Here is a 21,865-nt window from a genome sequence, read left to right as displayed (position 1 = left end):
TCGTTACCGGTATTGGTGAATTTGAAAACATTTTCAACTTTATCACCTTGAACGATCTGACCGAAATCGTGCGTCTTTTTCTCGAACGTGATAACGGGTCCGCTTACTTTTGCAGTCTGGGCGAAAGCACTTGCCGCCAATCCCAGCACGACCACTAAAAACAAATACTTCTTCATACCTTATTTTTTTTCAAATTTAAACACTTCATCTCAACAATTTTGCCAGAATAGTCGAAATTTCTGACACTTGGTTGTGACTTTACACTTGGCTACGAATTAACTAAATATATCACCGGAATGGACACAGAAATCGCCAGAATTTATGGAAACCGTGTCAGGGTAAGAGTTTGCGGGTTATGCTGGCACACCGATAAATTGTTAATGGTCAATCATAAATCTCTGAAGGAAAGCGATTTCTGGGCTCCTCCGGGTGGTGGCGTAGAGCCGGGCGAGTCACTGGAGGATGCGTTGAAGCGCGAGTTCCTGGAAGAAACAAACCTCGTTGTAACGCCCGGTAAATTCATCTTTGGCTGCGAATACATACAAACGCCCCTGCATGCTATAGAATTATTTTTTGAGGCCACGCGAGTATCAGGCGATCTGCAAACGGGTAACGATCCGGAGCTGCCAATCATACAAGATGCCGCCTTCTTTACCATCGAAGAGATTCTTGCTATGCCGCAAGAGCAGGTACACGGTATTTTTAAAGTGGTGCGCGATGCAAATGACCTTCGTACCCTCCATGGTTTCTACAAGGTTTAATTCGTGCTTCTTGTACAATCGCCTTGTGATTTACCCGCTAAAATCTTTATTATTGCAGAGAACCCGAAATCTTTGATTCCGAAATGGTTCGCCCCCTTGGTATAAATATTAACAAGCGGAAAAACAGGAACTACTTTGCAAACGACCACGCTCAACTATAAGCTCATCAAGAAAGTACGGGATGAACGCTTCGATGAAGAGTATATTCATCAATATCATCTGTTGATTCACCTCGGTACGCGCGACTTTCAATTATGTGTGATTGACCCGACCGAAAACCGGGTAGTGCTATTGGAAGATTTCGTTTTACCCAACCTCACTTCACACGAAGAATTACTATATCTCCTCGATCAGCTTTTTGATTCACATGCTTTACTGAAAGCCGGCTTCTGGAAAAAGATCAAGATATCGCTCAAGAGCCAAAAGTTTGTGCAGGTACCGCAGGCGTTGTTTGCCGAAGAGTCTATGGCCGACTACCTCAAGTTCAACGCGCACGTAGATCCGCTGAAAGAGGATTTTATGTGCACGGTAAATCCGGCAACACAAGCCGTAACGGTTTTTGCTGTGAACAAAGACCTGAAGAACTGGCTGGATGGTTTATACCCGAACAATCAGCCTATATTTACCCATCAGTCGGCTGCCCTTATCGAAGGAACCTTAAAAGCATCTTTATCGCGCAACGATAATCCGCTATATATATACGTTGACCGATTCAAGCTGCATATACTATCATGCCGCGAAGGCAAGCTGATATACTATAACCAGTTTGCGATTAAAGAGTTTTCGGATTACGTGAAGTATATCATGCTGGTGATGAAATCGCTGAACATGGATCAGCAGACAAGCCAGATTATACTGTGGGGGTATATCGGCAAAAACTCACCGCACTACCACGAATTATACAAGTATATCAGTAACGTAACTTTTGGGGACCGTCCTGAAAATTTAACGTTCAGTTATTCATTTGATGAATTGCAGGATCACCATTTTTTTGATCTTTACAGCATTCATCTGATGGAGTAATTTCTATGAGCAAACGCATCGCCTTATTCCCCGGTTCTTTCGATCCTTTTACCAAAGGTCATGAAGACATCGTGCTTCGCGGACTAAATATATTCGATGAGATCATTGTTGCTATCGGCTACAACAGCCAGAAGAGCAACCGATACTTTGCTATCGATATGATGATTGAACGCATCCAAACCGCCTTTGAGAAATACCCGAATATAAAGGTGATGACGTACTCAGAATTAACGGCCGAGTTTGCCCGTAAGCATGGTGCCCAGTTTTTACTTCGCGGACTTCGTAACACTACCGACTTTGAATACGAGAACAGTATATCGCAGGTAAACCGGAAGCTATATGGCGACCTGGAGTCGGTATTTCTGATCACCACACCTCAACTAGCCTGGATCAGCTCTTCCATTATCCGCGAAGTGCATAAATATGGCGGAGATGTATCGGAATTTCTTCCTTACAAACTTTAAGCGATTTATAGTTCAGCAAAAAAGCCGGCTATATATACTATAGCCTAGCGTGTTGATTTGAGCTCCACCATCTCGTAATACTTTTCGATTACGTAGCTGATCGATTTATAGGAATGCTCGAGGGCATGGTATACTTCCTTGCGATTCATCCAACGTGCTTCTTCTATATCTTCTTCTACAGCCGGGCGCATACGCGAGTCATCGATCAAATCCATTACATACCAACGGGTTTTCTTGATCATGGCGTTCTTGTTCATGGTATAGGTATGCCATGTGGTGCATATCTTTCTTCCGAGGCGTACGTTCACATTGCACTCCTCCTCTATTTCGCGCACCGCAGTTTCCTTGTAACGCTCGCCTTTCTCTTTCTTACCTTTCGGCAGATCCCACTTCTTCATGCGGTAGATCATCAGGAACTTGTCCTTCTTGCGGATCAAACCGCCTGCTGCCTTCACCACTTTGAATTTGCTTCTAAGATGCGTTTTGATGGTATCATAATTGGCAACTGATAACAGCAATGATAAAACACCTGTTGGTACTTTTGAATCCAGGAATCCTAATACTACATCAAGCTCCTGCTCGCCAACATTCTTGATCCACACATGATGGATGAGGCTCGCCTGCGTAATAGGCGTTTGAGCTGCATCGATAACATGATTAATCCGGCCAGCATCGGGCGTCTCTGTGGATTTTAGAATTCTGACAGGAATGTCGTTAATAAAAATGATCATACCGTGCGATTTTTTACGCCCTCACCTTGCCGCAAAAGAATAAATTATTTGGAAGCTGGCAAGCAGTTTATAAAAAGATTTTTCAATCTGTTGCGCGAACATCGATTCAAGACATTCTGATCACATAATTGCTATGGCGCTGCTCGCATTTTCCTCTTGTGCGGGAACAGATTTTAATGATAACTTTCGGTTCTATGCCAATTCTAAAAGTACAAGAACAAACAGCCGCCAAAGTAGCTTCCATGCTGCTGCAGATTCAAGCAATCAAGCTCAACACACAAAAACCCTTTACGTGGGCATCCGGATGGAAATCACCGATCTACTGCGATAACCGCTTGTCGCTCTCCTATCCTGAAGTGCGCAGTGCTATTCGCGATGGACTCGTACAGGCGATCAAAGAAAATTTTCCTTCTGTTGAATCTATAGCCGGTGTAGCTACAGCAGGTATTGCGCAGGGAGCATTGATTTCTGAAGCGATGAACCTCCCTTTCCTATATGTCCGGCCGAAACCCAAAGATCATGGTATGGAAAACCTGATCGAGGGCAAGATCACCAAAGATCAGAAAGTAGTTGTGATCGAAGATCTCGTATCTACCGGAGGCAGCTCACTGAAAGCCGTGCAAGCACTACGCGATGCAGGCTTCCAGGTATTAGGGATGGTATCGATCTTCAACTATGGCTTTGATATAGCAACCCGAAACTTTTACGAAGCCAATACATCTCTCGTAAGCCTCAGCGACTACAGCTACCTCATCAACTACGCTCTCGACAAAAACTATATCACAGACGATCAACTCATCTCCCTCAAAGCCTGGCGCGTAGACCCCGCGAGTTGGAAACCGTAGAAATAAGCGACTGGTCTCTGGAAGTGTGGGTAAAGAGGATTGAGTGGGAGTGATTGAGTATATATAGTTGCAGACGCTGCTGATAACTTCGCGCTACAAGCCACGAGGTTAATGATTGAGACAGGCAAGCGCTTCATCATTCTACACTCCATGTTCAATATCCGATATTCCACAAACCTCAACACACGAACACCTCAACACTCCAACACAAACCAACGTCCCAACCTAAACACGTACACCCATAAACACGCTAAACACCTTCTCCCCTTCCACCCAGGCCAACGCTACGGGTACACGCATTCCGGAATTATCCAGAGGCGCGAAGGTGATCGTGGTGGGTGCCGGTGCATTTGGAGGATGGTCCGCCCTATATTTACTGCGACAGGGATATAAAGTAACATTGATCGATGCGTGGGGTGCCGGTAACTCTCGCTCAAGCTCAGGCGATGAAACACGGGTGATACGCTCTACCTACGGAGCCAATGAAATATACTTTGACTTCAATGTACGTGCGCTCACGTTGTGGAAAGAGAACGAGCGATTATTCAACAAGAAACTTTTTTACAACACCGGTGTACTCTGGTTTTGCTACGAAGGGCAAACACCTCTGGTGGATGATTCGTTGCCTTATGCTACAAAGCACAAAATGGAATACGAGCGGCTCACGCGCGATGATTTGAAGAAACGTTATCCGATCATTCATACCAGTGATTTGCATCATGCTTACTTCGATTCGTATGGCGGCTACTTAAAAGCCCGTGAAGCATGCCAGGCAGTATGCGAACAATTTATAAAAGAAGGTGGTGAATTTATACAGGCCCAGGTTGAACCGGGTGGTATAGACCATCAGCGACTCGATCGTATCAAGTTATCAGACGGAAGATCGTTGCAGGCAGATATATACCTGTTCGCTTGCGGATCCTGGCTTGGCAAAATATTTCCGGATATACTACAGCAAGTAATCACCTGTTCCAAACAGGAAGTATTTTACTTTGGAGTTCCCGCGCAACATGCCGCTATATTTGATTCACTGCCCGTGTGGATCGATGTGGATGGCAAAGATTTTTATTATGGTATAGCCGGTAATGCTCATCGCGGATTCAAAATTGGTGTGGATATTCGTGGAGAAGTATTTGATCCTACTCATGGCGAACGAACATATACGCCCGATGTACTAACAAAGGCCCGCGAATTTATAGTACACCGTTTCCCACTACTAAAAAATGCACCACTCACCGAGAGTCGAGTTTGTCCTTACGAGAATTCTCCTGACGGAAACTTTATCTTCGAAGTACATCCATACGCATCCAATTTACTTTTACTGGGAGGTGGCTCCGGCCACGGCTTTAAACATGGACCTGCCCTTGGAGAAATGGTTGCCAATACACTCGCAGGTATAGCTATACCACCGGCTATATTCAGAAGAAAACTTTAGCGTAGAAGTTTTTTCCACAGATTGACATTAAAAAAAGTACATACAGAAATTCAAAAATAAAAAATCGTTATCCGTTAACGATACTATATATCACTCTTAACGAATAACGATTAACGCGCAACTTGTAACGACCTACGGATTCGCAGCTCTACCTGTTTCCAAAAAAGAGGTCGTGATCTCGTTGAGTACTTTTACTTTATGACTGAAGTCGCCTTTGATCTGATCGCGGATCTTTTGCATGTTGTTCAACAGATCGTTGGTATCGTCCGGTAAAGCCTCCTCCAGGTATTCGCGGATGCGTTTCGATATCGTGGGAGATTTACCATTGGTAGAAACACCAATCTTCAGATTTCCTTTGGTCACTACAGAACCCAGATAGAAATCGCACAGATCCGGTGTATCGGCAACGTTGATCAGAAGTTTACGCGTGCGTGCAAACTTACGGATGGTTTCATGTAGCTGATGATTATCGGTAGCGAGTATCACCAGGTCTTTATCCCAGAGATCCCACAACTTGAAATTTCGCTCCTCTAACTTGACATGGTCGTGTTTTCGTGCAAGCTCTTTAATCGGTTCCTGTATAGTGCGCGCTACAATAGTTACATTGGCTGCAGGACTGTTCTTTAACACTGCTGTAAGTTTTTCCAACCCTACATGACCGCCACCCACAATGAGTGTGCTCAGTGATTCAAGTTTCAGGAAAACGGGAAAGAGATTGTTACGTTCCATGACATTTTTAATAGTTAGATGTGTACATTTTATAGTATAGATTTTTGTTTTGACTCTTTTTCAAGACGATTTTTCAAAGTTGCTGATTTATACCTGTATCCAATAATGTATACTGTTAACATTATGATATAAAAATCAGTGCGCTCTGTTAAATCTTTTTTGTTTGTGATGTACCTAAATTCAGGCGATAGACTTTGATGCTACAATTACCTTTTCAAGTGCCTGCGCATAACGCACAACTTCGCCTACAATAATAATAGCTGGCGCTCCTATACCACTCTGTGCAGCTGCCGCTGCTATAGACTCTACCGTTCCGATAACGCTTTTCTGATCGGGCAACGATCCGTTCTGTACAACAGCTACCGGTATATCTGCTTTGCCATGTGCCGCAAAAGTAGCCATGATCGTTTCGAGCTTATTAAGTCCCATCAGTATAACAATAGTAGCAGTCGATTGAGCTGCCAGCGCTATATCTCCGGATATAGCACCACTTTTAGTAGTGCCTGTTACAACCCAGAAACTCTCGCTGATGCCGCGTGCTGTAACCGGTATCTTCAGACTTGCCGGCACCGCTATAGCACTGCTGATGCCGGGTATAACCGTAGTATGCACGCCATGTGCTTCGGCATATTCAATCTCTTCGGAGCCTCTGCCAAATACAAACGGATCGCCACCTTTCAGGCGCACCACATGTCCGTAGCGATAGGCAAAGTCAACAATCAGTTCATTGATCTCTTCCTGCGAATATGAATGTTCACCAGCGCGTTTACCCACTGAAAAAGCCGGTATACCTTTCGGTATCAACTCTAATATAGCAGCCGCTACCAACGCATCGTATAGCACTACATCTGCATGCTTCACGGCATTGATCGCTTTCACCGTGATCAGTTCCGGATCGCCCGGCCCTGCTCCCACCAGTGTAAGACGCGGCTCTTTATCGAGTATGGAAATTGTCTCGATCATTTTGCTACAGCTTCTTTATCGGCTGAACGAAAGGCTGCTACATCTTCCAGGAATTTTTTAGAATCTTCCAGGTATGCTATAGCAAACTCTTCGGTTGGCTCATTCTTGTTTATGCGGAGTACAAATTCGCGGAAACTCATTGGCAGTTGAAAGAGGCCCGTGTCTACAAACTGCTGTTGAAAATCCAGCATCACTTGTATCTGCGTGCTTGGCTTTATATCGCGTGTCAGCAACAATGCCTTTGCCGTGTTGATGAATGCACTGTAGCTATGGTATATCGAATCAGCATATTGTGCATTACGCAATGCTTCTCTCGACCATTCCATTTTCTCTTCTGATTCGTAGAACAGTGTTGCCACCAGATCGATGATCACACCGGCACACTCGCCTACTGCTGTGTGCAGAATGAAGTTATGTTCTTCTCCCCAGTCGATATAGTCTGTTGGTACTACTGTAGTTAAATCACCAAGCGGTTTCAGCAATGCATAGAAGTGATTTCTTCCAAGACGTTTGAAGTAATCGTGATAGTATTCACCATCCAAACTGTTGGCTTCGTAATCATTAAAGAGTATACGCAGCGCGTCTGGCCCACGCTTGCTTGGTATCTTGATGATCTTGTCAGAAATTATACCTTCACCATCTTTCAGTTTACCTCCACCCAGTAACACGACCAGCGCAGGCAATACTTTACCTTGTTTGTCTTTGATGGTACTGCCATGCAAACCAATACCGGCAAGTCCGTGCTGACCGCAAGAGTTAGGGCAACCGCTGATCTTTATTTTTATATCGGTGTTGAAAACCATGTCCGGATACTCCTCACGGATCACTTTCTCTAACGCAAGCGATATTTGTGTACTATCGGATATAGCAAGGTTACATGATTCTGTTCCGGGGCAGGCAGTAATATCGGCTACACTATCAAAGCCAGGTTCGGCCAAAGCCAATTTATCCAGGGCTATATATAGTGGCTTCAAAGCTTCCGGACGAACAAAGCGAAGCAGGTAACCCTGATTAACGGTAATGCGAAGTTCAGTCGCAGCATATTGATCCACTACATCTGCAAACTCGCGCGTCAGGTTAGACGACATATTTCCTAATGGAAGCTTTACATATACTCCATAGAAACCTTCCTGCTTTTGCTTTACCACATTGGTTTTATACCAGCGATCGTACTTCGCTATATCTGCAATAACCGGTTCTGCACCAGTAACAGGCGCTGCCAATACCGGAGCCGGCAAGGTGTTCAGATCTATACTATAGGATTTATACTTCAGTGCCTTGCGCTCTTCTTCTACCAGCTCCATGATCTTTTCCAAACCAAGATCATCCAGTAAGAATTTGAAACGCGCTTTCATTCTGCGTGTACGCTCACCGTAGCGATCGAATACACGAAGCACTGCTTCCGAGAAAGGTATAATCTGATCTTCTTCCAAAAATTCGTAAGCGGTAAGTGCGAGGTATGGATTAGCGCCAAGTCCTCCACCAATCATCACTTTGAAACCACGTTTGCCATCTACGATCTTGGGTATAAAACCGAGGTCGTGAATAAAGCTGAACGCAGTGTCATCTTCACTGGAAGAAAATGAAATTTTGAATTTGCGTCCCATCTCCTGACAGATCGGGTTACGCAGAAAATACCGGAACATCTCATGCGCATAAGGCGAGATGTCGAATGGTTCTTTGGGATCTATACCGGCCAGATCAGAGGCGGTAATGTTACGTACTGTATTACCACAAGCTTCGCGCGTTGTAATATCATCCTTCTCCAATTTTGCCCAGAGCTCCGGAGTGCGATCGAGACTCACAAAATGTATCTGTATATCCTGGCGTGTAGTGGCGTGCAAATTCTTGCTGGCATACTCATCAGAAATGTCGGCAATTCTGCGTAGCTGTTTTGTGGTAACGCGCCCCAGCGGAAGTTTAATCCGGATCATCTGTACACCTGGCTGGCGCTGTCCGTAAATTCCACGTGCTAAACGAAGACTACGGAATTTATCATCATCGATCTTGCCCTCACGGAAAAGACGAATCTTCTTCTCCAGGTCAAGAATATCCTTCTCTACTACCGGGTTATTCAGGTCTTCGAGTTCAGTGCGAAAGCTTTGCATGACTAAGGGCTGTTTGTTCGGTTACACATTAATAAAATAAAAGAGCCTTTCCCGTTTTGTGCAGGAAAGGCTCGCTATGCTCTTTATTGTATTTTTCTTTTTAAGATCATTATGCGTCCATGATTCCTGCATCTGGCAGATGTTTACAGCAACAATTCTTTGCCGCGGGCATCTTAATAGATTTGCAAGTGGTGGTGGTCATGGTCATTAATCTACTACGAAAGTAGGGTATTCAATTTTAAAAACAAATCAATCATCGGAAAAAAATAGCCTAACAGCCGTTATTCCCCTGATTGACTTGATAATGATAACTTATAAATACAATGTGACGTTGCTCTTAATCCATTAACGGTTAACCGGAAACGACTAACGGTTATTTTAACTCGGCATCCAGACGCGTGCTGATGAAAGTACGTTCATGCTGCGGATAGTTGGCTGTTTTCTCTTTCGCCTGGGTATTCATGCGCGCAAGCTCCTCTATTTCGTGTACAATAAACTGATGCTCTTCTACTTTCAAGAGATTATCATACGGACCTTTCTTCGAAATAAGTTTTACAAATACCGGAGCGGTTTCAATAGCAATGAAGAGCAGCATGATAAACCAATGTGCCCACGCCATAGCGCTGCTCTCTTCCGTGAGGCGACTCAATGCTTCCATGCGTGCAGCCGGACCGTTCAGCTTACTTTGCTCTAAAGTGGTTAAGGCCTGACTTTGCATGGAGTCGTTCGCTGCAAGGCTCTTCTCATACATACGAATGCGTTCTCCGTTGCGTGTAGTCAGTGCGTTGAGTTCTGCTTCCGCTGCATCGGCATCAGCCTTCTTCACTTTATATATAGGGCCGAGATTTTTCTTCTTGCTTCCACCTGTGCCATCGGCTTCTTCGCGTGCTATACGCACCAGATCATCGCGCTTTTGCGCTTTGGCTTCAATCTCCGAACGAAGAGAAGCTATAGCGCTTTTTATACTGTCTTGTGTGCCCTGAAAACGGAATCGCACCTGCGCTTCCTGCTCGCTATATTTCTGTTGCTCCATCACTACGAGTTCCGGATCAATTTCTTTTTCGAAAATCTTTAACTCCAGGGGCTTCGCTATAACTACCGAGATGAGAATGGCGAGCAGAAGGCGTGGCGCTGCAATGAGCAATTCGTTTGCAGTCTTTCCCTCCTTACGCATACTCGAAACAATATAGCGGTCAAGGTTAAAGATCATCAGTCCCCACAGTATACCAAATACCGTGGCAGTCCATACATTATCAAATACGGTATAGAGTGCATACGCCCCGGAAAGTGCAGCGAATATTCCGGTAAAAAATATAGTGGCCCCGATACCGGCATATTTGCTGGTTTCGGATGGGCACTTTTTCAGCATGGTCAGGTCAGCTCCTGAGCAACGCAGGAAGAAGGTAGTTAGCTTTTGCATGTACATGTAAACGAGAGGCCGATAGTGATATTGTTTTCTGGTAGGTCAATTAATATGCCACCAAAATAAACAACTTTCTCAAAGCGATATAACACAACTCCGGTTAAAAAATGTACAGATGTGAACATGCCCCTGTACGATTTAATTTTTTAATAGATGATGAATATACGCTGAGGCAAATATATACCCCATTCAGACAAGCTCATTATTGACTAACCAGCTTTCTTGTTCGGCTTTGCATGAGGCTGATAATATCGGCTTCGCTACCTAGCACTCCCCCTATATTTAACACACGCTTGGCCAGCTTCGAATAATTCTTGTTCATCAGATACCACCACACGTGCAGGAAGTGAATACCCTCAAAGATGAGTGCACGATTATCCATATAGGTTTGCAGGTTCGATTGAAGATGCTCGGGGTGAAGTGTCCAGTGCATATTGGGTTTTATATGATGACTGATGTGGTAGCCATCGTTCCAGCATTTGTGATTATACGGTGTGTTGATACACGTAATACTGTTTTTGTAAAAATTACCGGGGTCAGCTTCATCAACAAATGAATGTTGCGCCCAGTTACCCACCATCATAATGATTCGCGATATCAGCAACGGTAACAAGAATACCATAACCGTTGCCTGCCAGTTTATATAACACAATAAAGCGCAAACTATAAAAAACACAAGCTCACCACGAATCACCCGGTTGCGCAATGCTATCTGATCGCGTTTATTGAAATACCACGCCAGTGTAGGTATAACCATGAAAAAGAATCGACCGAAGTATAACAGAAAATGCCTGAAGCTGTCACGCTGATAATGCATGGTAGAACTCAGATCATCCTCCAGGTTGTTTTCGCGATGATGCATAGCCAGGTGATGGCTCGCATAAGTTTCCGGAGTTTGTCCGAAGAAGGGCCCGATTATCCAGGGCAGATATTTATTTAACCAGCTATATCTCTCCTGAAAGAATGTTCGATGACTGGTACAATGCAACATAAGACCGAAGGGTCCCTTAAACACAAAGTTGTTGAAATAGAAATATAGTGCTGCAAAAAGCCACCATACCCAACCGCTTATAAACGGCATATATAGCATAACCGCTACCGGCAGCATGATGAAGGTTATTCGCAAGCTGAGGTAAATAAAAGGGAGATCGCGTTCATCGCAAATTTTACTAAGCCAGAAACGATCGAAGGAGCTATATATCTTTCCGGGAGAAAATACAGGATCGGCTAACGCAAGGGGGGTTGTAGTTTTCATCAGGCACGCATTTAAATTGTATGCTCTCGAAATATAGCAACAAAAGCTTGTTTTATTTTCCACATACATTCCCCGAAAAAAACAGAAGAGAGTAATATTTTCCTCACATTCCTTACGTTCGTCTTTCTTTTTTTACACATCGTTCTCTGTTATAGTGATGAAGTGATGCTATTTTTTCCTATACCTATAAATGCTTTAGCAACCGTTGATAACCGATTTTTGAATTTCATTGCTCAAAATCTTCCATCGGGCGATCGACCAAAAAAATACAGGCATATATTTTTAACTTGAAATACGCGCCAAGCGAAGATAGTTACGCTAAAATAGAGCCTTACATTGAAAGCCTCGTCACAGAACCCCATTGTGATCGTTGACGATGATGATGACGATCATTACTTCTTCCGAAAGATTTGCCAGAGACTTCAGGTTCCAAACGAACTTATTTTTTTTAGCAATGCTCAGGATGCACTTCAATATTTGAAGTTACCAGAGACCAATCCACACTTGTTACTCTGCGATATCAATATGCCATTGATGAATGGACTTGAATTGCGAAAGTATATTAACGAAGATGAAATTCTCAAAGAGAAAAGTACACCATTCATTTTCTTTTCAACCGCAGCAAGTCATAACCAGGTACGTGAAGCATACCGACTAAATGTGCAAGGATTTTTTCTGAAGGGTCAGAGCTTCGAAGAGATCGAAATTACTTTGCGCAGAGTCATCGACTATTGGGAGTTGTGTCAATATCCGCGCGGGTCACACCTCATAAAATAACGAAACCCCGACCGAAGCCGGGGTCCGTGTTCACAGGTTTAGGTTTAAGTTAACAGAGATTCAATTCCATTAGCGCAAGAAGAGCAGCTCTCTGTATTTTACCAATGGCCAATCTTCATTATCCACCAGCAATTCGAGTTTATCTACTGCCTCACGAATCGTATCAAAGTATTTCTCCTTGATGTCTTCGCAATATGCTATAGCGCGCTTGTGTGTATCAGTGATCTTGTTGATGCGCTTGCGTTCTTCGATCATAGCACGAACACCATTCTTGATAGTATCGATATGACCGGAGATCTCGCGGATCGTTTGTACTACTGCCGTGTTATCAACGCCAAGTCCTTTCAGACCATTCGCATTTTCAATCAGCTTAGTCTGATACGCAATAGCGGTAGGAACGATGTGGTTCATCGCGATGTCGCCCATTACACGAGCTTCGATCTGTACACGCTTGATGTATGACTCGAGTCTGATCTCTACGCGAGCTTCAGTCTCTTTGTGCGACATTACACCGTGCTTCTCAAACAATGCGAGTGATTCTTTTGTAAGGTATGCATCCAGCGCACGTGGTGTAGTTTTAATGTTACCCAGTTTACGCTTCGCTGCTTCTGCTACCCACTCATCAGAGTAACCATCTCCTTCGAAACGGATATCTTTTGATTCTTTGATATACTCACGCAATACATTTACTATCGCCAGGCGTTTCTCTTCACCTTTGTCGATTTGTTTTGTTACTGCTTCAAAGAATTTATCGAGTTGTTCTGCAACAATAGTATTCAGTGCAGTCATGGCAACCGCGCAGTTATCGCTTCCACCGACAGCACGGAACTCAAATTTATTTCCGGTAAAGGCAAATGGCGAAGTACGGTTACGGTCTGTTGCATCGAGAATGATCTCTGGTATCTGGTCGATACCGAGTTTCATATACATGTTATCACCTTTCTCGATTTTTACATTTCCCTTTTTCTCCAGTTCATCCAATACCGCTGTCATCTGTGAACCAATGAACACCGACATGATAGCAGGAGGTGCTTCATTCGCTCCGAGACGGAAGTCGTTAGCCGATGTGGCAATGCTGGCACGCAATAAATCAGAGTACGCATGCACCGCCTTCACGGTAGTAATGAAGAATGTAAGGAAGAGTAAATTATCGCGGGCGCTGCTGGTAGGTGCATACAGGTTTACACCGGTGTCTGTGATCAGCGACCAGTTGTTATGTTTACCTGTTCCGTTAAGACCTGCGAAAGGCTTTTCATGGAACAATACTTTCAGGTTGTGTTTGTCAGCTACACGGCCCATCACATCCATCATTAACTGGTTGTGATCGTTGGCTACGTTTACTTCTTCAAACAGAGGTGCCACTTCGAATTGGCTGGGTGCCACTTCATTGTGACGTGTGCGTACCGGTATACCTAACTTCCATGCTTCGATCTCAAATTCTTTCATGAAATCATAAACGCGTGAAGGTATAGATCCGAAGTAGTGATCTTCCAATTGCTGACCACGTGCCGGAGCATGACCGAATACTGTGCGACCAGCCATTACCAGGTCAGGACGCGCATTGAACAACGCGGTATCTACTACGAAGTATTCCTGTTCAGGGCCAAGTGATGCTACTACGCGCTGTATATCTTTATCGAATAACTGGCAAACTTTTGTTGCTGCCAGGTCTACTGCTTTCAACGCTTTCAGCAGTGGAGCTTTTGTATCGAGTGTTTCTCCGGTATAGGAAACGAAGATGGTGGGTATACAAAGTGTGCGGCCATAGATAAACATAGGAGACGTAGGATCCCATGCAGTATAACCACGCGCTTCAAATGTACTGCGGATACCACCGCTTGGGAATGAAGAAGCATCTGGTTCTTGCTGAACAAGCTCGCTTCCTTTAAATTTTTCGATGCCGGCAAGCGCGTCAAAGAATGAGTCGTGCTTCTCGGCAGTTCCACCTGTCATAGGCTGGAACCAGTGTGTGAAGTGCGTTGCTCCTTTGGCCATAGCCCAGGATTTTGCTGCAGATGCTACCGCATCGGCAGTTACTTCATCAATCTTCTCATGATTTTTAATAGCCTGAGACACCTTCTTGAAAAGTGCAGGAGCCAGTGTTGCACGCATTTGCTCTGAGCCATACACATTCTCTCCAAAGAACTTGGATACGCTGGTGCTGGGCAGATCAACATGCACGCGGGTACGTTCGCTCAATTTCTTCAGAGCTTCGAATCGTAGATGCGCCATAGGTGGTTAAAATTTTTTGTTGTAGTTGTTCAAATCTATCGGATTTTTTGAGAAGCACGTGAAAAATCACCCACATTTTCAAGTTTTTATTAAGAACACGTTTGCAACCAGTTAATTTTCTAACCAAGTGAACCGATTTTTTTTAAATTCTGATTTTATCAATGTGTTAAACCGGTGACGTTTGTTTAACACACGCACCTTCTTTTGTTAAAAGATCCTTCAAGGTAGCGTCATACCCAGTTTTTACTCAAGCGATAGGTTTGAGATGAAAAACTGTTGACCATGAAAGCATCCCTCGCTTATTCGGAAAGATCGGCATTGCGCCCCTATATTCTTGTTCTATCGTTACTCTTTGCCGGCTCTATACTTATTGACAAAGGCACAGATGTACTTTGGATCAACGGACATCATACTCCCCTGCTCGATCTGTTCTTGAGCACCGTTACGAACCTGGGGGATGGACTCATTTTCGTTCCCATCATTATCATGGCGATGTTTATCCGCTTTCGTTATGCTATCACCGGACTGATCGCCTCTATTGCGCATGGCCTCTTCGTTAGTTTATTCAAGCGTGTATTATTTCCGGGAATGGAAAGGCCAAAAGCTTTTCTGCACAACGACTTGCTACATTTTGTGCCGGGTGTTGATGTCCATAGCACCAATTCATTTCCATCAGGCCATACTGCCACAGCCTTCTGTGCAGCACTGTTCCTCGCCTTTATTATCCGTAACAAAGTGCTGGGTATATTTACTTTACTGCTCGCTTTTCTGGTTGGGTACTCCCGTATATACCTTGCTCAACACTTCCTGGTAGATGTCGCTGCCGGTGCCGTTATCGGTTCCTTTACTACCTATATTGTATGGCAGATCATGGAACTCAGTAACACACCACCGTGGATGAGCAGAAAATTAACATTGCCCGGAGGTAAGAAGTTGTCGCTGCCGGGAACATCTGCAAATTGAGACTTAAGCTGAAAGTTTAAAGTTTAAAGCAGAAAGTATAGTGTGAGTACGATGAGTGCAGTGTGAGACTCACTTCTGTACATATATACCTGCCCTTCTACTTTGAACCTTGAACTTTAAACTTCAAACCTTCTACTTTCCACTTTAAGCTTTGCGCTTACCTCTTCTCCAGTACCACCGTAACCGGCCGCTCAAAGAGATCCTTTCCCTGGTATACTATATTGAACTGCGATAGTGCATATAGCTCGGGTAAATATCTTTCCTGGGTAACTATATAAAAATGCTCATGTGAATCTGCAAACGAGGCAAGTTCTTCTGTGTTCTCAAATTTCTTCACAGGCTTTTGAAAAGAGAATATATAGGCCGGGTTGAAATCGCGGTAAGCCACTACAGGCTTGGCAGAATGATGATGCATATAGTCAATACTCTGCGAAACAGGGTTGCGTGCATCCACTTCAGGGAAGGCTGCATAGAAGAACAGCATCAGGAAGATAACCGCTGTGAGGGTATAAATATACAAGGCTGTATCCAGATCTTTTTTCCAGAGATATACCAGCGCTGTGCCGGCACCTAATGGGAGTAATACAAAATATACTGCGAGGCTCGCCAGGTCTTTCAGATTATTTTCCTCGCGCAGCGCAAACCACACAGCAAAAGGTATAAGAAGTGCTATCACGAAATATACCACACCGTTAATGCGCAACTTCATCTTCCCTACCTTCTCACGCTTCTGCACCTGCTGAAAGAAATAGCCTAATAGTGTAGCAAAGAATGGTACAGCGGGCTCCGGGTAACTCGGCAGTATAGTACGCGAGAATGCGAAGAACACGATCACGATACTCATGGCTATAAAAGAAAACTGCAGGAAGGCATCTTTCTTCTGATCTTTCCAGATCATCTTCATGGCCTGCGGAACAAAGAATGAAAATGGCATCAATGCAGCAAACACAATAACCACAGATGCTAATGGAAAGCCACCGTGTCCTTCCATTGAAGAAGTAAATCGCCCTACATTGTGTTTGAAGAAAAACTGTTCCAGCCAGGCACCGTCTGTCGCTATACCCACTGCTATATACCACGGTAGTACAATCACACAAAACAATGCAGCTCCCTGCAATACCCGCATACGCATCAGCGATTTCCATTTCAGATCACGCTGCACGAACAGAAAAATCAACACCAATAATCCGGAGAAAACTACAGCCACCGGTCCTTTCGCCAAAGCGGCACATGCTATGGCAACGTAGAATATATAATAATGCAGCGGCTTCTTTTCAACATAGGCATATATAAAACTTAACCAGCCGAGTGTTAGAAAAAATATCAGGTAAGGATCGGGCACCGCCAGGTGAAACTGCACTCCTAACTGCAAAGATGCCACGAGTATCATACCGGTATAAAATGCAGCATCTTCATTCAGTAAACGGCGACAATACAGAAACACTACCAACACGGTAAGTATACCCATCACGGTAGAGAATATACGTGCACCAAAAGGCGTTACACCCAATATACTATATCCGGCACGCATAAAGTAATAATGCAGCGGAGGTTTATCGGTACGCAAGGCATCGTTAAAAGTAGGCACCACCCAATCGCCACGCTGATACATTTCCATAGCACACCCGGCATTCTTGGCCTCATCCAGAATATATACCGAGGTTCCCCAGATGTTGGCAGTGTATATTACGCTGGCAAGGATTAGCAGAATCAGGAGATTTTTGTTCATCAATAATGCGTCTTTAAGTGTTGATGTGTTGAGGTATTGAGGTTAAAGGCAAAACGCCAACACACCAACACTTCAACACATAAACACATTTAGCTGCAATTTTAGATTAAAAATTTTCGTATTTTGTTATCACAGTGTGAAGCTATCTTCACGAAATGATAATTGGCCTGCAAACCTGCGCTACACACCTCCCTTTAACTTTGCAGTATGGAATTATCAGTGGTTATTACACTGCTCAATGAAGAAGATAACATTGAGCCTCTCTTTGCAAACATCCGCAAGGCGTTAGCACATTATGACTATGAGTTGATCCTGGTGGATGATGGCTCTACCGACAGTACTGCAGCGCGCATCAAGCAACTGGCGGATTACCGAATCAAACTTATATCCTTTAATCGCAATTATGGTCAGACGGCAGCTATGGCGGCCGGTATAGATCATGCACAGGGCGAATATATAGTGACGATGGATGGCGACTTGCAGAACGATCCTTCTGATATACCGGCTATGCTGATGAAGCTGAAAGAAGAAGGATGGGACGTAGTAGCAGGCAATCGCAAGAACCGGCAGGATGGTATGTTGTGGCGAAAGATACCAAGCCGTATAGCCAACCGAATGATCCGCAATCTTACCGGTGTATTTATACGCGACTACGGTTGTACGCTGAAGATATTTAAGCGTGATATAGCACAACGCCTCGGACTATATGGCGAGCTTCATCGCTTTATTCCTATACTGGCGGTGTTGCAGGGCGGCAAGATTACCGACATGGATGTAAAGCACCACGCCCGTATACATGGTAAATCGAAATATGGTATAGGCCGCACGTTGAAAGTAATGAGCGACCTGATGCTGATGGTGTTCTTTCAAAAGTATTTCAGAAGACCTATACATCTGTTCGGGCCTATCGGTATAATTTCTTTTTTGATTGGCTGTGCTATCAATTTTTACCTGCTGGTGCTAAAGATCATGGGCCAGGATATATGGGGTCGCCCTATATTGATATTGGGTGCTTCACTGGTAATGGCGGGCATACAATTTCTCACATTCGGTCTTATAGCCGAGCTGATCATGCGCACCTACTATGAGTCGCAAAACAAAAAGACTTATAATGTGCGTGAAGTATTTACAGTGCCTAAACCGGCAGACCTTGTATTGGATAAAGAAGTAGCCGTTTGATCGGTGCGTGATTTTACTTCTTCAAAACGCTCATCATAGCCCGGCTGTATAGTTCCCATCCAACGATCCCACCAGAGGAAGTATAGTCCATAGTTTCCGTGAAAGTGCTGGTGGTGCATATTGTGGTTGATGGATGTATTGATCCATTTACCAACCACGCTCTTCGAAAAACCTTTCGGGTATAATTCATAGCCGAGATGGCCGTATACATTATAGGCCATCATGAACAACAGAAATATACCGATGGCCAGCGGATGTACGGGAAACAGAAAAGCAAATACAGCGATTACACTTCCTTCAATAACGGCTTCCAGCGGATGAAAGGCAAACGCAGCCCAGGGTGACGGATTGGTAGATAGATGATGTACTTTATGAAACCACGGAAATATATACTTACTGTGCATCCAGCGGTGTGTCCAGTAAAAGTATGTATCGTGAATCAGTATCATTAAAAAAATTGTACCGATAAAGTATACAATACTGTGGGCGTGTATATCGTAGTAAGCCTGCGTAAATCGCGAGAGTGGCGAAATAAAAACAATATAACCGATAAAGGTAAAGATGAACGTTGTGATGACCGAGAACACAATCTCTCGCAGATAATCTTTACGAAGCGGGAAACGCTGTTGTATCTTTTTGAAGAACCAGTTACGCTTCTTCACAACATAGTATAGCAGAAAAGCGATGGCGGCCAGGATCAGGTAACGCAACAAGATTACACTGAACAGAACCAGTACATTCTTGTTGCCCGTTAGCCAGTCCGTTGTCATAAGCTCTTAGATCATCGTTCGGTTATCCTTCTGCCCCGGGATTTCTATACTCGCTCACTTCTGTCTGGGCAGAAGCGGGGCGCTCCAGTATATCCCAGTCTTCATTTAAGATCGGTATAGCCTGATGTGCCGTCAAATCAAACTGGCAAGGCACTACCGAAACGTAGTTGTTGGCGATAGCCCACTCATCGTTGTCTTCGCCTTTATCAAAGTTAACAAACTTGCCGGCCATCCAGAAATATCTGCGGCCGTTCGGATCGAATCGCTGATCAAACTCCTCTACCCACTTGGCATTTGCCTGGCGACAGATGCGAACACCTTTTATAGGTTGGTCTTGTTTAGGAGGAAAGTTTACATTCAATGCCACGCCTTTGGGCAAACCTTTTTCCAATACCTGTTTGGTGATCTTGCGGATATACTCTTCTGTATGCGAGAAGTCTGCATCGTGCGCATAGTCACACAGCGAAAATCCGATGGCAGGCGTTCCTTCTATAGCACCTTCTATCGCTGCCGACATGGTGCCTGAATATAGTACACTGATGGAAGTATTGCTTCCGTGATTGATACCACTCACCACTACATCGGGCTGACGCTGATCTTTCAATACAAAGTGGCGCGCCATCTTAACACAATCAGCCGGTGTACCTGAACATTGATAAGCCTTTACTCCTTTGAAGATCAGGTTCTCTTCCAGTCGCAACGACTCCCCTACTGTTATAGCATGCCCCATGCCTGACTGCGGACTATCGGGGGCTACCACGAGCACGTCTCCGAGCTCGCGCATAACATTGATCAGGGTAAGAATTCCTTTTGAGGTGATTCCATCATCGTTGGAAACAAGGATTAAAGGTCTGGGCATAGTTGTGTGTTGTGTATCTAGTTTGGTTGTAAATTACTGTATTGACGCTACGTTCCGAAGAGGGAATTATAATACGCTACGATCTTTGCCATATCGTACTTCTCATCAAAACGCAGGTGATTGGCCTTGATATACTTCTCTACTTCTTCGGCACGTTTTCCCATCAGGTCGAGCAGATCATTTTTGTTACCGGTAAATTCGGTGATCTTGCCGTCTTCACCCATCAGGTAATATTTATATACCAGTACTATACGCGTATAGGAGCCAACATAATAAGGTGAACTATAGGTTCTGTTCTCTAGCGCTTCGCGCGAAAGCAGCGTCATCTTGCCTTCTTCGAGCAACTCAAAAAATATAGGTACCTGGTATTCGGATGCGGTGGTATAGGGCAACGCAAAAAATTGTCTGTAGCGATGCACAGTAACATCGAAGATCTCGAAGAATAAAACTTTGCGCGCAGAGTATGCTTCTACTTTCTGATCGTTCCAGTTGTACTGCAGCAGGTCTTGCTGCATATCGTATTTCACCAGCCCTTTGAGTGTATCTCCTTGCAACAGCACGATCTTTCCTTCGTGCCACAATTCGAACGGCCACTTTTGTGCGTGAACAGAAAAAGACAGGAGTATACATATTCCTATCATCAGGCATCTTCGCTGAAAGCTGCCGCTATAAATCAGATGATGTGGTATATTGTCTGTTTCCTGCGTTGCAGTCATTTACTTCTTAGGTTTCAGTATGTTATGGCCAAGCTTGTCGCGCTTCGTCATAAGATAACGTTCGTTGTGCGGGTTCGGTACAATCTCGATTGGAACATTATCTACAATTTCCAACCCGTATCCCATTAACCCAACACGTTTCTTAGGATTATTCGTAATTAAACGGATTTTGGTTATACCTAAGTCGCGAATAATTTGTGCTCCAACACCATAATCGCGTTCGTCCATATCAAAACCCAGTTGCAGGTTGGCTTCCACCGTATCAAGGCCCTGCTCCTGTAACTTATAGGCTTTCAACTTGTTCAGCAGACCAATGCCTCTTCCCTCCTGCTTCATATATAGCACAACACCTTTTCCTTCCTGGTCTACAATTTCCATCGCGCGATGCAATTGTGAACCACAGTCGCAACGGCATGAGCCAAATATATCGCCTGTTACACACGATGAGTGAACACGTACCATCACAGGTTCATCTTTATCCCATGTGCCTTTTATCAAAGCCATGTGTACATCTTTCGTGTTGGTCTGTTCAAAAGCTACCAGTCGGAAGTGACCATGCTCGGTTGGCATATCCACTTCGATCTCGCGTTTGATCAGCGATTCTTTTTTCAATCTATACTCGATGAGATCTTTGATCGATACGAGTTTCAGTTTAAAGCGCTCCGCTACTTTCACCAGGTCGGGCAGGCGCGCCATTGTACCGTCTTCGTTCATAATCTCCACCAATACACCTGCAGGTTTAAAACCTGCAAGTCGTGCAAAGTCAATCGCAGCTTCGGTATGACCGCTTCTGCGCAGCACACCTCCGCGTTTTGCACGCAGCGGAAATATATGGCCGGGTTTACCTAGCTCTTCCGGTTTTGTTTCAGGATCAACCAGGGCGCGAATGGTTTTGAAACGATC

Annotated in this window: 21 protein-coding genes; 8 read left to right on the top strand and 13 right to left on the bottom strand. The window is 44.3% G+C overall.

Annotation, left to right across the window (positions count from 1 at the left end; all coding sequences use genetic code 11):
- Positions 1-176 (bottom strand): DUF1573 domain-containing protein (locus tag VIN08_RS03115; RefSeq protein WP_331960074.1); only part of this gene is annotated, 176 nt, incomplete at its 3' end.
- Positions 177-296: 120 nt separating this feature from the next.
- Between VIN08_RS03115 and VIN08_RS03110 the strand changes: the two genes are divergently transcribed.
- From VIN08_RS03110 to coaD, 3 genes are all read left to right on the top strand, one after another.
- Positions 297-761 carry an NUDIX hydrolase gene (locus tag VIN08_RS03110; RefSeq protein ID WP_331960071.1) on the top strand — a complete coding sequence of 155 codons (465 nt, stop codon included), beginning with the start codon at positions 297-299 and terminating at the stop codon, positions 759-761.
- 135 nt (positions 762-896) lie between these two features.
- On the top strand, positions 897-1,784 hold the full coding sequence (locus VIN08_RS03105) for a DUF3822 family protein (RefSeq protein WP_331960068.1): 888 nt from the start codon (positions 897-899) through the stop codon (positions 1,782-1,784).
- A 5-nt stretch (positions 1,785-1,789) separates the two neighbouring features.
- The gene (coaD, locus tag VIN08_RS03100; protein WP_331960065.1) at positions 1,790-2,248 is read left to right on the top strand and encodes a pantetheine-phosphate adenylyltransferase; all 459 of its coding nucleotides are present in this window, start codon (positions 1,790-1,792) and stop codon (positions 2,246-2,248) included.
- A gap of 44 nt (positions 2,249-2,292) precedes the next feature.
- On the opposite strand, the gene VIN08_RS03095 is transcribed toward coaD, so the two are convergent.
- Complete coding sequence (locus tag VIN08_RS03095) at positions 2,293-2,979, bottom strand: NUDIX hydrolase (RefSeq protein WP_331960062.1); 687 nt, start codon at positions 2,977-2,979, stop codon at positions 2,293-2,295.
- 194 nt (positions 2,980-3,173) lie between these two features.
- Between VIN08_RS03095 and pyrE the strand changes: the two genes are divergently transcribed.
- Positions 3,174-3,824, top strand: coding sequence for an orotate phosphoribosyltransferase (gene pyrE / locus VIN08_RS03090; protein ID WP_331960059.1), 651 nt, complete (start codon positions 3,174-3,176; stop codon positions 3,822-3,824).
- A gap of 325 nt (positions 3,825-4,149) precedes the next feature.
- Complete coding sequence (locus tag VIN08_RS03085; protein WP_331960056.1) at positions 4,150-5,259, top strand: NAD(P)/FAD-dependent oxidoreductase; 1,110 nt, start codon at positions 4,150-4,152, stop codon at positions 5,257-5,259.
- A 132-nt stretch (positions 5,260-5,391) separates the two neighbouring features.
- On the opposite strand, the gene VIN08_RS03080 is transcribed toward VIN08_RS03085, so the two are convergent.
- The 5 genes from VIN08_RS03080 to VIN08_RS03060 form a co-directional block, all read right to left on the bottom strand.
- Positions 5,392-5,988, bottom strand: coding sequence for a bifunctional precorrin-2 dehydrogenase/sirohydrochlorin ferrochelatase (locus tag VIN08_RS03080; RefSeq protein WP_331960053.1), 597 nt, complete (start codon positions 5,986-5,988; stop codon positions 5,392-5,394).
- 180 nt (positions 5,989-6,168) lie between these two features.
- Positions 6,169-6,951, bottom strand: coding sequence for a uroporphyrinogen-III C-methyltransferase (gene cobA / locus VIN08_RS03075; protein ID WP_331960050.1), 783 nt, complete (start codon positions 6,949-6,951; stop codon positions 6,169-6,171).
- Entirely contained in the window at positions 6,948-9,059 is a 2,112-nt protein-coding gene (locus tag VIN08_RS03070) for a nitrite reductase (protein ID WP_331960047.1), read from the bottom strand. Before VIN08_RS03070 ends, cobA begins: the two co-directional genes overlap by 4 nt.
- Before the next feature lie 373 nt (positions 9,060-9,432).
- Complete coding sequence (locus VIN08_RS03065) at positions 9,433-10,479, bottom strand: DUF4407 domain-containing protein (RefSeq protein ID WP_331960044.1); 1,047 nt, start codon at positions 10,477-10,479, stop codon at positions 9,433-9,435.
- A 205-nt stretch (positions 10,480-10,684) separates the two neighbouring features.
- Positions 10,685-11,737, bottom strand: coding sequence for a fatty acid desaturase (locus VIN08_RS03060; RefSeq protein ID WP_331960041.1), 1,053 nt, complete (start codon positions 11,735-11,737; stop codon positions 10,685-10,687).
- 336 nt (positions 11,738-12,073) lie between these two features.
- Between VIN08_RS03060 and VIN08_RS03055 the strand changes: the two genes are divergently transcribed.
- Positions 12,074-12,514, top strand: a complete 441-nt coding sequence (locus VIN08_RS03055; RefSeq protein ID WP_331960038.1) for a response regulator — start codon at positions 12,074-12,076, stop codon at positions 12,512-12,514.
- A gap of 69 nt (positions 12,515-12,583) precedes the next feature.
- Here VIN08_RS03055 and VIN08_RS03050 read toward each other — a convergent pair whose 3' ends face one another.
- The gene (locus tag VIN08_RS03050) at positions 12,584-14,746 is read right to left on the bottom strand and encodes a glutamine synthetase III (RefSeq protein WP_331960035.1); all 2,163 of its coding nucleotides are present in this window, start codon (positions 14,744-14,746) and stop codon (positions 12,584-12,586) included.
- A 282-nt stretch (positions 14,747-15,028) separates the two neighbouring features.
- Between VIN08_RS03050 and VIN08_RS03045 the strand changes: the two genes are divergently transcribed.
- A complete protein-coding gene (locus VIN08_RS03045) occupies positions 15,029-15,709 on the top strand; it encodes a phosphatase PAP2 family protein (protein WP_331960032.1) in 681 nt (226 codons plus the stop codon).
- Between the two features lie 157 nt (positions 15,710-15,866).
- On the opposite strand, the gene VIN08_RS03040 is transcribed toward VIN08_RS03045, so the two are convergent.
- A complete protein-coding gene (locus VIN08_RS03040; RefSeq protein ID WP_331960029.1) occupies positions 15,867-17,438 on the bottom strand; it encodes a glycosyltransferase family 39 protein in 1,572 nt (523 codons plus the stop codon).
- 207 nt (positions 17,439-17,645) lie between these two features.
- Here VIN08_RS03040 and VIN08_RS03035 point away from each other — a divergent pair, with 207 nt between their 5' ends.
- Positions 17,646-18,617, top strand: a complete 972-nt coding sequence (locus tag VIN08_RS03035; protein WP_331960026.1) for a glycosyltransferase family 2 protein — start codon at positions 17,646-17,648, stop codon at positions 18,615-18,617.
- Here the strand turns inward: VIN08_RS03035 and VIN08_RS03030 are convergent.
- From VIN08_RS03030 to ribA, 4 genes are all read right to left on the bottom strand, one after another.
- Complete coding sequence (locus VIN08_RS03030) at positions 18,545-19,387, bottom strand: sterol desaturase family protein (protein WP_331960023.1); 843 nt, start codon at positions 19,385-19,387, stop codon at positions 18,545-18,547. The two genes, VIN08_RS03035 and VIN08_RS03030, sit on opposite strands and share 73 nt — an antisense overlap.
- A 22-nt stretch (positions 19,388-19,409) precedes the next feature.
- Positions 19,410-20,246, bottom strand: coding sequence for a 5'/3'-nucleotidase SurE (gene surE / locus VIN08_RS03025; RefSeq protein WP_331960020.1), 837 nt, complete (start codon positions 20,244-20,246; stop codon positions 19,410-19,412).
- 47 nt (positions 20,247-20,293) lie between these two features.
- Positions 20,294-20,962: a hypothetical protein gene (locus tag VIN08_RS03020; RefSeq protein WP_331960017.1), complete on the bottom strand. Its 669-nt coding sequence runs from the start codon at positions 20,960-20,962 to the stop codon at positions 20,294-20,296.
- A partial coding sequence (gene ribA / locus VIN08_RS03015) for a GTP cyclohydrolase II (protein WP_331960014.1) occupies positions 20,963-21,865 on the bottom strand: 903 nt, incomplete at its 5' end. It lies immediately after the preceding gene.

It is taken from the genome of Ohtaekwangia sp. (assembly GCF_036568665.1).
GTDB lineage: Bacteria > Bacteroidota > Bacteroidia > Cytophagales > Cyclobacteriaceae > Ohtaekwangia.
Note: the sequence above shows the minus strand (reverse complement) of the source record. Positions and strands in the feature narration are given on the sequence as shown.